The sequence below is a fragment of the Sporosarcina luteola genome (assembly GCF_023715585.1).
Taxonomy (GTDB): Bacteria; Bacillota; Bacilli; order Bacillales_A; family Planococcaceae; genus Sporosarcina; species Sporosarcina luteola_D.
Genome location: NZ_JAMBOK010000003.1, coordinates 204,804 through 221,299, shown reverse-complemented (window position 1 = coordinate 221,299; position 16,496 = coordinate 204,804). Strand labels below are relative to the sequence as shown.

16 protein-coding genes are annotated in these 16,496 nt (G+C 45.1%); 4 read left to right on the top strand and 12 right to left on the bottom strand.

The window, feature by feature from the left end:
• Positions 1 to 14 precede the first annotated feature (14 nt).
• Positions 15 to 470: a DIP1984 family protein gene (locus M3193_RS13900; RefSeq protein WP_251628835.1), complete on the bottom strand. Its 456-nt coding sequence runs from the start codon at positions 468 to 470 to the stop codon at positions 15 to 17.
• 131 nt (positions 471 to 601) lie between these two features.
• On the opposite strand from M3193_RS13900, the gene M3193_RS13895 reads away from it, so the two are divergent.
• Complete coding sequence (locus M3193_RS13895) at positions 602 to 826, top strand: hypothetical protein (RefSeq protein WP_251628832.1); 225 nt, start codon at positions 602 to 604, stop codon at positions 824 to 826.
• 45 nt (positions 827 to 871) lie between these two features.
• Here the strand turns inward: M3193_RS13895 and M3193_RS13890 are convergent, their stop codons facing one another.
• Entirely contained in the window at positions 872 to 2,458 is a 1,587-nt protein-coding gene (locus M3193_RS13890; protein WP_251628830.1) for a M2 family metallopeptidase, read from the bottom strand.
• 62 nt (positions 2,459 to 2,520) lie between these two features.
• Positions 2,521 to 4,167, bottom strand: coding sequence for an FAD-binding dehydrogenase (locus M3193_RS13885; protein WP_251628828.1), 1,647 nt, complete (start codon positions 4,165 to 4,167; stop codon positions 2,521 to 2,523).
• A gap of 136 nt (positions 4,168 to 4,303) precedes the next feature.
• On the opposite strand from M3193_RS13885, the gene M3193_RS13880 reads away from it, so the two are divergent.
• Positions 4,304 to 4,483 carry a hypothetical protein gene (locus M3193_RS13880; protein WP_251628826.1) on the top strand — a complete coding sequence of 60 codons (180 nt, stop codon included), beginning with the start codon at positions 4,304 to 4,306 and terminating at the stop codon, positions 4,481 to 4,483.
• Positions 4,484 to 4,782: 299 nt separating this feature from the next.
• On the opposite strand, the gene M3193_RS13875 is transcribed toward M3193_RS13880, so the two are convergent.
• The 5 genes from M3193_RS13875 to M3193_RS13855 all read right to left on the bottom strand — a co-directional run bounded on the left by M3193_RS13875 (position 4,783) and on the right by M3193_RS13855 (position 9,963).
• Complete coding sequence (locus M3193_RS13875; RefSeq protein WP_251628824.1) at positions 4,783 to 5,685, bottom strand: acetamidase/formamidase family protein; 903 nt, start codon at positions 5,683 to 5,685, stop codon at positions 4,783 to 4,785.
• Positions 5,686 to 5,753: 68 nt separating this feature from the next.
• Entirely contained in the window at positions 5,754 to 6,620 is an 867-nt protein-coding gene (locus M3193_RS13870; RefSeq protein ID WP_251628822.1) for an MBL fold metallo-hydrolase, read from the bottom strand.
• The gene (nhaC, locus tag M3193_RS13865; protein WP_251628811.1) at positions 6,617 to 8,035 is read right to left on the bottom strand and encodes a Na+/H+ antiporter NhaC; all 1,419 of its coding nucleotides are present in this window, start codon (positions 8,033 to 8,035) and stop codon (positions 6,617 to 6,619) included. Before nhaC ends, M3193_RS13870 begins: the two co-directional genes overlap by 4 nt.
• Before the next feature lie 527 nt (positions 8,036 to 8,562).
• Positions 8,563 to 9,537, bottom strand: a complete 975-nt coding sequence (locus tag M3193_RS13860) for a phosphotransferase enzyme family protein (RefSeq protein WP_251628808.1) — start codon at positions 9,535 to 9,537, stop codon at positions 8,563 to 8,565.
• A gap of 54 nt (positions 9,538 to 9,591) precedes the next feature.
• On the bottom strand, positions 9,592 to 9,963 hold the full coding sequence (locus M3193_RS13855) for a nuclear transport factor 2 family protein (RefSeq protein ID WP_251628806.1): 372 nt from the start codon (positions 9,961 to 9,963) through the stop codon (positions 9,592 to 9,594).
• Between the two features lie 196 nt (positions 9,964 to 10,159).
• Here M3193_RS13855 and M3193_RS13850 point away from each other — a divergent pair, with 196 nt between their 5' ends.
• Together M3193_RS13850 and M3193_RS13845 are read left to right on the top strand one after the other, a co-directional pair.
• Positions 10,160 to 10,501, top strand: coding sequence for an ATPase (locus tag M3193_RS13850; protein WP_251628803.1), 342 nt, complete (start codon positions 10,160 to 10,162; stop codon positions 10,499 to 10,501).
• Positions 10,502 to 10,794: 293 nt separating this feature from the next.
• The gene (locus tag M3193_RS13845; RefSeq protein WP_251628800.1) at positions 10,795 to 12,447 is read left to right on the top strand and encodes an alkaline phosphatase; all 1,653 of its coding nucleotides are present in this window, start codon (positions 10,795 to 10,797) and stop codon (positions 12,445 to 12,447) included.
• Between the two features lie 128 nt (positions 12,448 to 12,575).
• Here M3193_RS13845 and M3193_RS13840 read toward each other — a convergent pair whose 3' ends face one another.
• From M3193_RS13840 to M3193_RS13825, 4 genes are all read right to left on the bottom strand, one after another.
• Complete coding sequence (locus M3193_RS13840) at positions 12,576 to 13,304, bottom strand: amino acid ABC transporter ATP-binding protein (protein ID WP_285852001.1); 729 nt, start codon at positions 13,302 to 13,304, stop codon at positions 12,576 to 12,578.
• Complete coding sequence (locus tag M3193_RS13835; RefSeq protein ID WP_251628798.1) at positions 13,301 to 13,945, bottom strand: amino acid ABC transporter permease; 645 nt, start codon at positions 13,943 to 13,945, stop codon at positions 13,301 to 13,303. The genes M3193_RS13840 and M3193_RS13835 overlap by 4 nt, the downstream gene beginning before the upstream one ends.
• Positions 13,946 to 14,094: 149 nt before the next feature.
• Positions 14,095 to 14,859 carry a transporter substrate-binding domain-containing protein gene (locus M3193_RS13830; RefSeq protein WP_251628787.1) on the bottom strand — a complete coding sequence of 255 codons (765 nt, stop codon included), beginning with the start codon at positions 14,857 to 14,859 and terminating at the stop codon, positions 14,095 to 14,097.
• 411 nt (positions 14,860 to 15,270) lie between these two features.
• Entirely contained in the window at positions 15,271 to 16,479 is a 1,209-nt protein-coding gene (locus M3193_RS13825; RefSeq protein WP_251628785.1) for an RtcB family protein, read from the bottom strand.
• Between the last annotated feature and the right edge of the window lie 17 nt (positions 16,480 to 16,496).

Sequence of the window (16,496 nt, the reverse complement as noted above, 5' to 3'; positions counted from 1 at the left end):
AAAATCTGTGGCCTCTATAGCAAATCAACGTTCCAATTCAACCCTTGAATCTTCGTGTCGAGCTCTCTGAACTCTTTCGATAATTGGTCGACCTGCTTCTGAATGGCAGAGACGTCCACGGTGCTCATAATTTTAATTTCGGACCGGCTATACCGGTCGTTGCGGATTGATCCTTCCTCCGCAATCTTGGCGAGGATCAACCGCTTGTCCCACTTCTGGTCACGTTCAACCAATGCATCAGCGAGCGTCCGCTTTTCGTCGAATTGCACGGAGCAATTCGTTCGATTGATCCGCTGAATCAAACTCGTCAATTCTTTCATATTGCTGTCGAGCTCCGTCAACATTTCATTCGGATCCTCAGCAGGCTTCTCTCCCTCTTGAATCTTCAAGTTCAGGCTGATCCGCCTTTTCAGCTGTTCGTTCCTTTTCTGCAAATCCGCCCGTGCAATCAATGCCTCGGCAAGCTTCATCCATACCACTCCCTTTGTTCCGTTCCTCCTTTATTCGACATGGCCCGCTAAAAGTCCTTTGTTCTAAATCTATTGGACAATCATAAAATGAATGGATTCCAACTATCACACTACTAAAGGAGATTCGAATTATGTATGCCATTCATTTCTACGAAAACAAAAACTACGTACTCAATCAAGTACTCAGAAACATCCCTTCCATCGACGACAATGTGACGCTGAAAGGTCGCAAAGGTAAGGTGTTGAGTGTCGAGGAAATAAAGGAAAATGTCTATTATGTGTTTGTCGAGTTCGAAAAAGTTGTGGATAAAAAGAAATTGGCTGCCGAAGAATTAGCGAAAAAGAAGAGAAGATGAAAAACTGCCGAACAGGATTTTCTAATCTTGTTCGGCATGTTTTATTTACACGAGTGCTTTCATTACGAACTGATCAATGAAATATTGCGGATTCAACTTCTCGCCGGTCGCTTTCTCGATCTTTTCATTCCAAGGGTAGAGCGCGCCTGGCTTGAAATACTCCTCTACCAAATACGTGCCTACTTCCGGTGTGAACATGTCTTTTGAGATGTTGTTCTCGATATAGGACTGTAGCTGTGACGTCGTCAACTCGCCGAGCAGATAGTTTTGATAATAAACCGGGACGAGTGTGAAATGGATTTTTGCTGCCCAATGCGGATAGTCGACGTTTTCCGGCGGGTTCACAAATTGGACGTCCTTCACGATTTTCCACCAAAGCTTGTTCAAGTCCTGATCCGGATTTTCGTACAGCTCGCGCTCAAAGAACGTGAATGTCATGATCCAACGGCCTGCAATAAGCATTTGCCGGCGTAATGATTTCTCGATCAACGGCGTCAGTTCTTCCACTTGGGCTTTATCCAACCCTAAAAACTGTTGCAGCCATGCTGGATTTTTCCCGAACCGACCATAGAGCATCGCGATCGCTTCCGTCGTCAACGTATGCGCGCAAGTCCTTAAAAGGAATGGCAACTGACGATCAACATATTTAAAATAAACCGCATGGCCGAACTCATGCAACGTCGTGACGGACCAATAATCGGACGGCACATTATTGCATAGCACGCGGACATCGCCTTCACGATCGATATCCGTGCAGAACGCATGCTGATTTTTCTTATCACGCGGATACATATCACTTTTCGCAAGCATATCGGTGATGTCCATGCCCATGCTTTCGAACGTTGCAATCGTCAGCTGCTCAAGATCTTTTCCGGCATAGAATGGATCGAGGTCCAATTCCTTCATTGGCGGTGCTTCCTGGAAAAAAGGATCGGCATAATGCCATGGACGAAGCTCATCGATCGAAATGCCGAAACGCTCCGCCAGTTCGCTGTCCATCTCCTGTTTCATTTCACGGAATGGCTCATCGGAAAGGTCTTTCAGCTTGTGGAAAATCGAGAACACTTCATCCCGGTCCAATTCCTGCAGCTCGAAGCTCATTTGGTGGTAGTTCTCGTACCCTAAAGAACGGGCTATTTCATTCCGTTTTTTCACGAGAATCAAAAGCTTCTCTTCGACTTCCTTCCCGATCTGCTTGCTTGCATGCCACGCTTCTTCGCGTTCAGCGTTAGTATTGCTTTTAAGTAAAATTTGCCGTATGTCATTTTCGGACACAGGTTTCCCGTCAATTGTCGCCCGGAACGTATTGAAGACGCTTATTAATTCTGTCGAGCGCTCCACCATTTCCTTCAGATCCTCTTCCGGAATCTGGTTCGAAACCATGCCGTTATACAAACTTTCGAGCTGGCGACGCTCGATAGCTGTCAGACCGTCCTGAGCCAGGTACGTTTTCACTTGCTGGAAACGTTCCGGATCAGCGAAGTAAAGATCATAAGCCGTCTCCGCTTCTGCGGTTTTCCGGTTCCATTCTTCCTCCCCTGTCGTCGCCGCCATCCAGGAGGTTTCAGCGTTTGCGAGATGCAGATCCTTGATCGCTTTATTTTGCTCTTCCAAAAACTGCTCAACCGTCATGTTCTCTTCCCCTTTTCATCTGTCGTTAATTAGTTATTCGATATGGAGCGGCAATTCCCCTTTTATTGCGACAGCGCCCTTCCGACAATCCGTCCGCTGAACAGGCAGCCTCCTAAAAAAGTTCCCTCCAATGCGCGGTATCCATGTACGCCTCCGCCGCCAAAACCGGCAACTTCCCCTGCTGCATACAATCCCGGTACAGGAGTTCCGGCTTCATTCAACACACGTCCGGACAAGTCTGTCTGAAGCCCGCCCAAAGTTTTTCGGGTTAGAATATTGAGCTTGACCGCTATCAATGGTCCATTTTTCGGATCCAGAATCTTATGCGGCTTCGCGACACGGATCAGTTTGTCGCCGATGTAATTCCTTGCCCCACGGAGCGCAGTAATTTGCAAGTCCTTCGTGAATGTATTATCCATCTCCCGATCCCTTGCAAGCAGTTGTTGCTTGATCTTTGCGGCATCAATTAAGTCATTTTCGGCCACTCGGTTCATTCCACCAACTAATTCTTCAAGCGTTTCCGCTACTATGAAATCCTCACCATGATCCATGAACGCCTTCACAGGAGCAGGCGGACCCGGGAGCACTCTCGACAGTACTTTCTTGATGCTTTTTCCCGTCAAATCAGGATTCTGCTCAGACCCGGACAATGCGAATTCCTTTTCAATGATTTTTTCGGTGAGAATGAACCATGAGTAGTCATAGCCCGTTTCTTTTATCGCCTGCAAGGTCCCCAACGTGTCGAAGCCCGGGAAATTTGGTGCCGGAAAACGGTTGCCTTCCGCGTCCAGCCAAATGGAGGACGGCCCCGGCAAAATGCGGATGCCATGGGACGGCCAGATCGGGCTCCAATTCCGGATGCCTTCCGTGTAATGCCACATGCGGTCTTTATTCACAATCCGTCCGCCCGCGTTTTCAGTTATCGCAAGCATTCGGCCGTCGACGTGAGCTGGGACGCCTGAGATCATCTGCTTCGGGGGCTCCCCTAATCGCGACGGCCAGTTTTCCCTGACGAGATCGAAATTCGCGCCAATTCCTCCGCTCGTCACGACAACTGCGGGTGCTTTGTATGTAAATTCTCCGATGATGGTCCGGGAGCTTCGTTCGCCACGTTGGACGTCGCTCGGCTCGAGTACAGAGCCCTTCACGCCAACAATCTCGCCGTTTTCAATAATTAATTCATCCACCTGATGCCGCGGTTTGTAATCGACAAGCCCTTTGCCGATTCCCTCTCTGACCATTTCCTCGAACGGCTTCACAAGCCCCGGACCCGTTCCCCACGTTATATGGAAACGAGGCACTGAATTGCCGTGTCCTTCCGCTAAATAGCCACCTCTTTCCGCCCAACCAACGACAGGGAAAAATCGGACACCTAGCGAATGAAGCCACTCCCGTTTTTCATTTGCCGCAAAATCCACATACGCTTCCGCCCATTTTAGAGCCCAATGATCCTCATCGCCGAGCCGGTCAAACCCTGCGCTACCCATCCAATCCTGCCAGGCGAGCTCTTTGGAATCCTTAATGCCAAGCCTACGCTGCTCCGGTGAATCAACTAAAAACAATCCCCCAAACGACCACCACGCCTGCCCGCCCATGGATGACTCCGGTTCCTGATCCACTAAAAGCACCTTTTTTCCGGTTTTGATAATCTCAGAAGTGGCCACTAAGCCGGCAAGTCCGGCTCCCACAACAATGACGTCATAATTCATGTCGCATCCCCCAATGTAAGTAAATCCCATAATTCATCATTCGCCACATGCATTTCCAATCCCTTCTTTTCATTGTGGGCGGTGGCGTATACTTCTTGCGCTGACGTGCATAGTACGTAGAGGAGGTGAGGAAACGGTGAATAAAAACAATAAGAAGACAATGAATGAAAGAACGCATAATAGCTTCGATACTTACAAAGAGGCACACAACACAAACAGCAATACGAATAATCCAGGCGAAAACCGCACACAGGAATTCGCGGAGGATTTTGACGCGAAAGCACGAACGGAACAGCGGAAAGATCGGGAACGGTGAAAATGGTGCCTGTGCATGGTACATTTATGACAATTCAATAGCAGGCATATAAATACAAGAAGACTCCAACCAGTCATTGATTTGGTTGGAGTCTTAAATTTCTTTATGCAATTGTAGTGTATTATCTGAATTGTGTCGGTGCCTGTGCACCACACAATTATGACTATTCATTATAATGAATAGTTAAACAATAAATTTACTAGTAAACATTGTTTCAACAACATTCATCTATTTAAAATATACAATTGTAGTGTATTAACTGAATAGTGTGCTGCACAGGCACCAAAAAAAATTTAGTCTTATTCAAAAAACGTGATGCCTAGCTGATTAAGCACCGATTTCGGCACTACGAATCTTGCCGTCATGAGCGGGTCGACGATTTGGCAGATTTCCGATTGTCCGACTGCGCTCATGAGCATCGTTGCTTCACTTACCGGCATGGACGCCTTCTCCGCAATACGCTCGATCATTTCGACGGCCGCTGTTTTTGCTGCTTCGTCCAATGTCGGAGCGGAGACGATTTGCGTGAACACATCTTCATTTTCAAGCATCGGATGGCGCAAGGATACTCCTTTTATTACATCAAGTGTCACGGTCGCTTCTCCTGCAACCTCAACTCCTGAAACACTCACTTCTCCGTCGCCCATCGCGGCATGCAGATCGCCGAGCGCGAACAATGCCCCTTCTGTAAATACAGGAAAGTACAATGTCGCACCTTCCGTCACCATTTTATTGTCCATGTTGCCGCCATGCGCGCCAGGAGTTCCGCAATTCACGCCCTCCCCTTCAGGTGCTACGCCGATGACGCCAATCATTTTATTCACAGGGATTTGCAGATCATTGAAAAGGACATGACCGTCCCGGATCGGCAATATCTTGGATTCCATTTCGGATAAAGCGTGTCCCATTACACCCAAATCCGGTCCGACAACCATGACGCCTTGCTCCCCGATATCGATCCGTTCGATTTTAACTTTCAACACATCGCCCGGCATCGCACCTTCTACGTAAAACGGCCCCGTCGCTGGATTGATTTTATTCCAATCAATCGCAGTCACTTCGGTATCCGCGGATTGGATTTGATTTTGAAAACAATCGTACGTTTGAATCGTCACCGTTGAACCGGCCGGGATGGTCCGTATCGGTTCATGCACCTTATTGAATTCATAGATAATTCCCTCGTCACAGCCAATTTTCGTCATCACCCTATCCCCTCTCTATGTAAATTAGTTTCCATGAGTATACTAAACTTTCTTTATTTTTACCAATGTCACAGAACAAACTCCAAACCTTCCTCTGCAATATGAAAGCCCTTCGCTTCGAGCTCATTCCGAACTGTTCGCTCCTTATCAAGGGCGGGATTCGAGTGATTGAGATGAATGAAGTAAATATCAGTTTGCTCCACTAGATCTTGTAATCGATCCATTGTTTCGGTCATGAGCGGATGGGGAATTTCCCGATAATCCCGGCCGATGTTTGTAAGATCTTCGATGGAATGAAATGTGCCGTCAAGTAAGCAGATGTCCGCTTCCTTGCACGCTTCATAAATATCCTTGTCCCATTGTTCCCATCGATCGATATCCGGAATGTACAAAACTTTCTTCTTCGTACCTGTAATCCAAAACGCAAATGTCTCTGAAAACTCGTTTCTGTGAGGGACATCAACAGGTATAACGGTGACATCCGTTGAAACAGCAATCGCTTGACCATCCCGGATTTCCTGAAGGTCAATATTGTGAAGCTTTGTCAATTGGCTCCAAGGCGCTTGTTCCTCCAGCAGTTTCTTCATTTTCGTCCCCGCCAGCACTGGCACGTTTTTCGCACCAATCGCTTCTCTCCCTAAAAATAATAACCCGGGATAATGGCCTAGATGAGCATGTGTCAAAAAGATGCTCGACATGAGTTGCCCTTGCAGATTGTGCTTCATCTGCACCCTTGCCATCTGCTCTTTCAGATCTGGCGTTGCATCGATCAAATGCCAAGCCTTCTGTTCAGGCAGCACAATGGCTAATGACGCGGCAGTGCGCCTGAATGCAGGATTTTCGATAGCTTCCAAACAGTTTTTACAAAAGCAATTCGGATGAGGCAGACCGGCATCTTGAGCCGTCCCTAACACATGTAAAATGACTTTGCTCATAGCGAGATTACTCCTTCCGTTTTTAGTTCATCTTCCTTCTGATAGCTCTTCTTTGTAATCGTCCAGCCGGTGAAGCCGAAAACGATATTGATAAGTGGGACTAAAAACGCAAAGAATGCATAAGGAATAAATTGTCCCGGACTGACCCCTAGAATGCCTGCTGCAAAAATCGCAGGAACACTCCATGGGACGAGGTTAATGCCGACCGTCCCCGCTGCTTCGACACATCTGGATAGGTTTTTCGTATCGATTCCCATCTTTTTATACGTATGGACGAATGTTCTTGCCGGTAAAATAATCGCTAAAAATTGAGCTCCACTTGCAAATGCCACGACAAAAGTCGAAAGGATGGTCGTGCTGATTAATGTCCCCGTTGAACGGACGCCTGCTATCATTTCTCGTGTGACCACTTCAAAAGATCCCGTCTCTTCCAAAATCCCCCCTAAAGCAGTGGCGATGACTAACAGACCGATTGTCCCCAACATCGATAAAAGACCGCCTTTATTCAATAAGGAGTCCACCGTAGCTATCCCCGAATCCACTGAAAATCCACTTGTCATGACTTGCGCGATGGTGGAGACGGAAGAGCCTTGGACGACGACGGCTAGTACAGCCCCTAAAAGGCCGACAATCGTTAATGCTGGAATGGCCGGCACACGCATCATCATCAAAATGATTGTAAATACAGGCATCAGCAAGAGCAGTGGATGAATGACAAAGACATCTCCCAATCCTGATTTGATTACATCAATGCCAGCTGTATCCACAGCATGCGTTGCTGCACCTGAAAGACCGACAAACCAATATAAAATAAGTGCAATGGCAAATGCCGGAATCGTATCCCAAAGCATGTGCTTGATATGACTGAACAAATCCGTTTCAGCCATAGCAGGAGCGATGTTTGTTGTATCGGACAATGGGGATAGTTTATCACCGAAGTAGGCCCCCGAAATCACTGCCCCTGCAACAAGTCCCGGAGCAAATCCCAATCCCTCTCCAATCGCCATGAACGCAATCCCGATTGTCGCAATGGAGGTAAATGAGCTTCCTAGTGTGATCGAAACAATTCCAGTAACGAGCGCCACAAGTGGAATAAACAAGGAAGGTTCAATGATCGATAAGCCATAGTAAATCATCGTCGGGATTACACCACTCGCTATCCAAGTTCCAACAATGATGCCGATGATCAGTAGGATAAAAACGGCGGGCAATGCCCGGGATACCCCGTTCACCATCATTTTTTCGATTTTCTCCCAACGCCAACCACAAATTTTCGCAATCACAGTAGCAGCAAACACCCCAATGAGCAACGGGATATGCATCCCCGCTTTCCAAATGAAAATCGAAGAAGCTGCGGCGATTACTAATGCCAATATTGGGATAATTGCAAGCCCAAAAGTCATTTCCTTTTTCATACATGACATCTCCTTTTCTATAACGATCACTGGGACTCTACGAAAAATAAATACAAAAAAACCCCATTCATCCCTTGGAAAGGGACGAAGGAGTTCTCCGCGTTACCACCCTACTTGATGAGCCGATACTGAATCGGCCATCCACTTCATGTGAGATTGAGAAAAACCGATGGCGTACTTCACCCTGATTGCTGCCTGAATTCCCACCACCCATTCAGTCTCTTGCTGCTGCACACAATCGAATTACTGCACCATCTCTCATTATTTATGTAATTGAAATGTTCCTGCATAAAAGTAATTCTTTGAATCTTATCATGCCCACCAGAGAAGTCAAGTCCTTTTTATTCAAAATTATTGTCCGAATTGTTTTGGTGCCTGTGCAGCACACATTTATGACAATTCAACATTGGGTATATACATACAAAAGAGAGCCACCCAAACGTTAGTTTGAATGGCTCCCTCTTTTTTTCTATGCAATTGTAGTGCATAATCTGAATTGTGCGCTGCACAGGCACCGATTTCATTTTTTAGAGAAACAGATGCTTCACCTTTTCAAGGTGTTTTTGATATGGAATAACTTTTGCCTTACTATTCACTTCCAACTCTCTCAGCTTTTCAACTTGCCAATCCTCTATATCATCCTTATTCCATTCAGAAACAAATAGCGCATACAAATAAACTTCGCGCATCTGTAAACATACGAGAAGTTGGTCATACATTTCCGACGTCAAGCGCCTGTATGTCTTATACCCGCTTAAAAAGGAAAGCAGAAAATCAATCGGAAAGCCTTCTACTTCAGGATGGAATGCTGTTCCTGTCCACAGAGCATGATAAATGGAGACTGCCAAATCCTGCATATGAAAATGATAGGCGCAGTCAGCAAAGTCAAAGAAAATCAGCCCGCTATCATTCAAATGAAAATTGCCTTGGTGGAGATCATTGTGAACGATTCCAAATGTATCCGGATGTCGTTCCCAATTCCGCATTTCATTGAGCAGCTGCGAATGTCTACTGTTCAGCCACTCCGGCATGGACCTCTTATTCTTATTAAAACTGTCCAAATAGACGGGTCGATCGATTCGGCTCGCATCTACATTGTGCATTCTGGCTAGTTGACTTCCCCACTCATGGAAGAATTCTTTATTCCAATCAGTAAGATCCGCCACTTCGACCGGACGCCCTTCAGTATGTCGGAAGAAGGTAAGCCAATAGCCGTTTTTATCAGTATCCAATGCAATAATCTGTTTGTGCCCCGGCAATGTTATCGCCTTTGCAACTGACACCCCCGCCTTATCCAAAGCGGCAATCCAATCTAGCTCCGTCTCGATATCCTTTATCGTCTTGCCGCTACGAGGGCTAATCCGCGCTACAATCCGATCAGTACTGCGTGTAACGATGAACACTTGATTATGATATCCATCGGCTGCCGGAACAATTTCCATTAAATCATTGCTCAACAGATTCGTAAGTCTTTGAATTAATTTTTCACTCTCTTGATTCATAATTTCATTCCAAACCTATAGATTTTCCATTCGATCTACTATGCCGACACTCGTTTAAAACATCCCATTCTCATTCGGCGATTCTTCCGGTACAGGTTGGCCGACATCCCACATCTCAATGATCTTCCCCTCACGGAAGCGGAAGATATGGACTGCAGCAACTCCAAGATCCCCTGGGTTCTGTTTGATGTGAGAATAAACCATCACCATTTCCCCTTCTTCAATCGTCTGCTTCACTTCGAGGGTCTTATTCGGACTCATGCCGTCATTCTCTTTCATAGCGTTCTTCAGCGACTCTGCATCCCCTGGAAAGTACGGGTTGTGGTGGCGCAAATCGGCACTCACATACTTCTCATAAGCTTCGTCAATGTGCCCTGCAACGATTAGTTGAAGAAAGTTCGTTGCTTGTTCTTTATGCATTTTCATGTTTTTAACATCCTCTCGTATGAGTCCTACTGGTGTCATAATTTTATTTCTCCTATGGGACAATTGCCCACACATTTTCAGCAGCTACCTTAGTATTTTCAACTATTACGTTACATACGCTTATTCACTTATCCGAGTTCCGAATAGAATGACACTATAATCTGCAGATTAAATAATTTTAAAGGAGGTGTTATAAATGCCTTTCACTACTGGACCGATTGAAAACACTGGAAATCTACCGGCAAATGCAGCTAGAGTTCGAGTCAAAATCCTCAATCTTACGGGTGGACGACTCACTGGAGTTGTTCGTGTCTTCAGACTCAACGGGACAAGACAACTAATTTCATCCACTAACTTTAGCGTAAATGCAAATGCTTCTACTTTTATCACTCGGAATTTAGGAGGGTCACCACAGTATGAAGTGGAAATTATTCCAAATCAAAACGGTGGCTTGTTCTCTGTGTGGGGACTAACAGCGGCAGATCGAATCATTGCTGCACAACGCGTTCTCAACTCAGAATTGACTCAGATTCGATAAGCGTACATGAGTCAATAGCGTAATAAGGATTGCGAGAGAGGCTAATCCCAAGAGTCTTTTCCCGATTTTTGGGATAAGCCCTCTCTTTTTTTCCTTTTGGATTTTTTGTAGCTCCATAGTAATATTCTTCACAAAATCGATAAGCCCTCTTTCTTAGAAGAACTAAAGTAAATGATCAAAAATCCATATTTTTAATTTATTTAACAAATCATTTACATAATACCCATATCAAATTAATAATCCATCTCTATGATAAATAATGAGTTTACTACTTTCATTGAGGAGGATTTACCATGAAGAACTTTTTCAGAAGGAAAACAGCAGTCCTATCACTGGCTGCCCTTGTAGCTTTTTCCGCAGTAGGTTTCGGCTACAATACTATCACTGTGGCGAAGAACAAGAAGAATGAACCAACGAATGTCATTATGATGGTAATGGATGGAACGAGTGCAGGCGCTACATCGCTCGCAAGATGGTACAAAGGCGAGGACCTTGCAATGGATGAAATTCTTATCGGAGGCGTACGCACGCATTCCGCCGAATCAGCGATCACCGATTCCGCCCCGGCTGCAACTGCTTTGGCAACGGGTCATAAGAGCAATGATAAGGTTGTTGGATTACTTCCCTCACTCGTAAATACGCCTGGCGTCGAATCGGTTGATTCAGAGGATGCATTCAAACCAGTTGCCAACGTATTAGAAGGTGCAAAATTATTAGGGAAGTCAACAGGAATTATCTCCACTTCTGAAATTCAACATGCAACACCTGCAGGCTTCTCTTCTCATGCAACACACCGTAGCAACTACCAGGATATCGCTGAGCAACAAGTGTATCAGGAAATCGATGTTGTTCTTGGGGGAGGTAAAGAGTCTTTATTGCCGGGAACATCTAAAAACGCACGAGTCGACGGTGAAGATTTGACAAAAGTTCTTGATGCTCAAGGATATGACTTTGTCCAAACACGTGATGAGCTATTACAAACAAATTCTAATAAGATTTGGGGCTCCTTTGCTCCTTCTGCCCTCGCCTATGACTTTGATCGGCAAACAACGAGCAATGAAGAACCATCTCTCGCTGAAATGACGAAAAAAGCGATTGATACTCTCTCCCAAGATGAAGACGGCTTCTTCCTATTCGTTGAAGGCAGCAAAGTGGATTGGGCTGCACATGCAAATGATCCGATCGGTATCATTAGTGAAGTGCTGGCATTCGACGATGCGGTTAATGAAGCGTTGAAGTTTGCGAAACAGGACGGGAATACAATGGTCATTGCAGTGAGTGATCATGGCAACAGCGGGATTACAATGGGGAATGTCAATACAAGCGGCAACTATTCTGGAATCCCGGTTTCGGCTTATGTGGATCCTTTGAAAAAAGCATCGCTCACAGTTGAAGGTGCTTTGAACCAATTAAATGACGATCGTTCTAATATGAAAGTAGTAGCAGAATTATATGGTTTAGATAACCTGACTAAAACAGAAATTGAAATTCTCAAAGCATCGAAGTCATTACAGTCAGATATGACAAAAATGCTTTCAAATCGTGCAAATATCGGATTCACTACAGGTGGCCATACAGGGGAGGATGTCTTCCTCTACGCCTACGGACCATCCAAACCGTATGGATTGATCGATAACACCGACATCGCGAAAACAATGGCAGCCTTTCTAGGATTTGATTTGAATAAAATTACGGACAAGCTGTTCGTCAATGCACGAGAGTCATTCGAGAAACGGGGTTATCAGACGCGAATCGATGTGACAGACGAGCATAACCCTGTATTCATTGCGGAAAAGCAAAATAGTAGAATCGAGCTCCCTATCAATAAAAACTTCGCCCATGTAACGAAGAATAATCAGTCTTACACAAAAACACTAGACGGCGTAACCGTATATAACGAAAAAGATTTCTACGTATCACAATCAGCATTAAACCTGTCTAAATAATGGTTCCTAGGCAAGACGCATAGATGATATTTCGTATGTATATTCAAAAACGGAAAGTGAAACAGCGACACGTTTCACTTTCCGTTTTCAGTTCATGCGATTGTTATGTCACAGGCACCCATCAACTGCTACAGCACTTTACTTAAAAATGATTTTGTACGGACTTCCTGTGGATTGCCAAACAATTCTTCAGGTACATTCTCTTCTACGATGTAGCCACCATCCATAAAAATAACTCGGTCCCCAACTTCACGTGCAAAGCCCATTTCATGTGTCACAACAATCATCGTCATTCCCTCTAACGCAAGTTGCTTCATAACGGAAAGTACATCGCCAACAACTTCGGGGTCAAGTGCAGATGTAGGTTCATCGAAAAGCATAATTTTAGGATTCATTGCTAAGGCCCGGGCAATTGCCACACGCTGCTTTTGTCCACCGGAAAGTTCGCTTGGCGACGCTTTCGCTTTATCGGACAAACCGACTTTTGCCAGCAACTCCAGGGCTTGCTTTTCAATTGACTGCTTATCGCCTTTTCTAAGCATTAACGGCGCGTGCATAATATTTTGAAGGACGGTCATATGTGGAAATAAATTAAACTGCTGAAAAACCATCCCGACATTCTCCCTTACTTTATTAATATCAAGCTTCGGATCTGTTATATCTTTGCCGTCAATGAGTATATGGCCGCCCGTAATCCCTTCCAAGCGGTTTAAGCACCTTAGAAACGTACTCTTGCCGGAACCAGAGGGACCGATTACACATACAACTTCCTGCTCCTTAATTTCAACGTTAATATCTTTTAGTACTTCAAGTTCCCCAAAGGACTTTTTTAGATTTCTCACTTGTATCAGCGTCATTTGATTTTGTACCTCCTTTCAATAAAGCTGGAAAGTAACGACATCAGGTAGATGATTACAAAGTAAATGACGCCAACTGTCAACCATACTTCAAAAGGCTTAAATGTTGTACTCGCATGAACCTTTCCTCTTTGAACGATATCAGCAATCCCGATGATGGATAAGAGTGAGGTGTCCTTGAAACTAATAATGGATTGATTCGTAATAGTCGGGAGCATCGTCCGAAATGCTTGGGGCAACACGATGGTTCGCATCGTTTGCACTTTAGTAAGACCGAGGGATCTCGCAGCTTCCGTTTGCCCTTTGTCAATCGACAGAATTCCTGCACGGATGATTTCGGAAAAATAGGCTCCTGCATTAATTGAAACAGTTAAAATCCCTGCAACTGTCCGGTCTAACGAAATAAACTCCAGTCCATTCAATCCAAAATAAATGAAGAATAGTTGGACGATAAAGGGAGTTCCCCGAATAATATCCACAAATACTTTCGCTATCCAATTTAATGGTTTTATAGTTGTTAATCGCATGAGTGCAGTTAGTAACCCTATTAAAAAACCAAAGATTATTGAAAAGAAAAAGATATAAAGCGTTACTTTCATTCCTAGAAGTAAATAGGGAAATGCGGCAACTATTGTCTCCATCAACTCATCTCCTTATGAGAAACACTCCGCTATCTCCGTGTTGCTTTGGCGACAGCAGAGCAGTGATTGGTAAAGGATCTGTGAAACGCATCCTTCTGAGTGTATAAAAAAATATAGCGTAAAAAATACGCTATATTTTAATTTTTTATTTATTCACCAAGATATTTAGCCAATATCTTGTCGTACTCCCCGCTATCGCGAAGTTCTTGTAATCCATCATTAATTTTCTTCAGAACATCACTGTGCTTCCCTTTAAGAACTGCAATCCCGTATTGGTCGCCGTTTAAACGCTCCCCTACAATCTTCAAATCAAGGTTGTTTTGAGAAATTGCATATGCAATGACAGGATAGTCTTCAATTAGAGCATCAGCACTTCCATTTTGAACTTCCCGGAACATTGCCGGGCTGTCATCAAACTGAACAACCTTATAGCCATATTCACTTTCGTGTTCTTGAGCGAAACTTGCACCCGTTGTACCATTTTTAACAGCAATCACTTTGCCGGATAAATCTTCAAGTGAAGTAATGTCTGTCGTTTTGCCGTTAATGACTAATGAAAGGCCAGCATCAAAGTACGGATCCGAAAAATCAACAACCTCTTTTCGCTTGTCAGTGATACTCATACCTGCGATTGCAATGTCAAGTTGATCTGCTTGCATCGCTGGGATAATTCCCCCGAAATCCATAGAGTCGAACTCAATTTCAAATCCTTGGTTCTCTGCAATCGCTGAGATAATATCGATATCGATTCCCGTAAGTTTGCCGTCCACCTCAAATTCAAAAGGCGGATACGTATTGTCGACCCCGACTTTATATTTGGTTCCTCCCCCTGAACCAGTACTCTTGTCAGCGCCGCATGCTGCAATCATAAGCATAACTGACAACAATAAAACCAAAGCCCCAATCCTCTTCATAGTTCATTTCCCCCTTTGTTAGTTCACCATTAATATAGCACAACTCCAATCAGATTGTTAGACGTATTTTAAACATTCTTTCAACTTGCAGTGGTTTCTTTTTAAAGGCGCCTCCTTTAACGGTGCCTGTGCAAGGTGCATTTATGACAATTCAACTACTTGTATTTATATTCAAAAACAGGAAAGTGAAACACTGACGTGTCCACTTTCCTGTTTTCCATCTATACAATTGTAGTGTATTGTCAGAATTGTTCCAGTACCTGTGCAGCAAACATTTATGACTATTTAACGTCATGAATAATTATACAACAAAATTCTCTTTAAACGCTGTCCCTATTCCATTCATCCATTTAAATTATACAATTGTAGTGCATAATCTGAATAGTGTGCTGCACAGGCACCACAATCTCTTCAATCTTTAAATGGGTCAAATTCATTGGCGCCGGCCATGCAGACGCCTACTGGTTTCAATACGTGGAGGACATCGATCGTTTCCTTGTGCGCTTCCAGGACGTCGCGCAATTTGCGGTAGACGAATGGACTTTCATCCGTCCCTCCGCCACGGAGCTCCACGCCATACTTTTTGATGGCTTGATCCATCCGCTCCTGGGTGATTTTCCCGCCTCGTCGTGTACGGGTTTTCCAGTTCATCCGACCCGCCGCCTCTGTGCGGCTCATGATTCTGCCCGCTCCATGGACCGTACTATAGAAAGCATCAGCGTTAGCTTCATTTTCTTTCCCGCGGACGATTACTGAAATGTCCCCCATGCTTCCGCCAATGAAGCCCATTTGCCCAGGAGCTGAAGGGGTTGCTCCCTTTCGGACGACGATGTACTCCTTGCCAAAGTGGGTCTCTTTCCAAGCATAGTTATGGTGGTTATGAACCTCGAACTCTGAATCCGCGCCTAAGATGGATAGCACTTCATCCATCACATAATTCCTGCCCGCATATGCGTATTTCCCGCTCAACGTCATCGCACGATAATAAAGGTCGCCCAATTCGCTGTCCAAATCAATCAAAGTCGGCGCCTGCTCCATGCTTTCGCCTGGTGCGCGATCATCAAAATCCCGCCCAATTGCCAAGTTCAGAAATCCGCTTGCCGTCTTATGGCCAAACCCTCTGCTGCCAAAGTGATTGGCCACCCACACAGCTCCCGTCTCTTTCTCCACCAACAGATCGACAAAGTGGTTTCCGGCTCCAACCGTACCCAGTTGGTCCTTCGCCAATTTTTTCATCCGATCATGTTCCTGCTTGCCGATCTCCTGATACACTGCCCAATCGGGATCGTCGAACACTTCATGGTCCACCTTGTCCTTGTTCTTCCGGCCAATGCCAAAAGATATGGATGACGCAATTTCATCCATGATTCGAGAAAGATCCTTTTCGATATCGGCCAACTTCAAATTGGTCCGGACGGCTTTGTTTCCGCAGGCGATGTCATACCCGACACCGGACGGCGAAATTTGGCCGTCATACACGACCACGCCCCCGACCGGCTGGCTATATCCGTAATGCCCATCGGCACATAGCACGCCGCCCGCCACCTGCCCCGTCCGCAAGCAATTTTTAAATTGACGCAACGTGTTATCATCATGGACACCAAAGATTTTCTTCTTCATGAATGCACTCGCCCTTT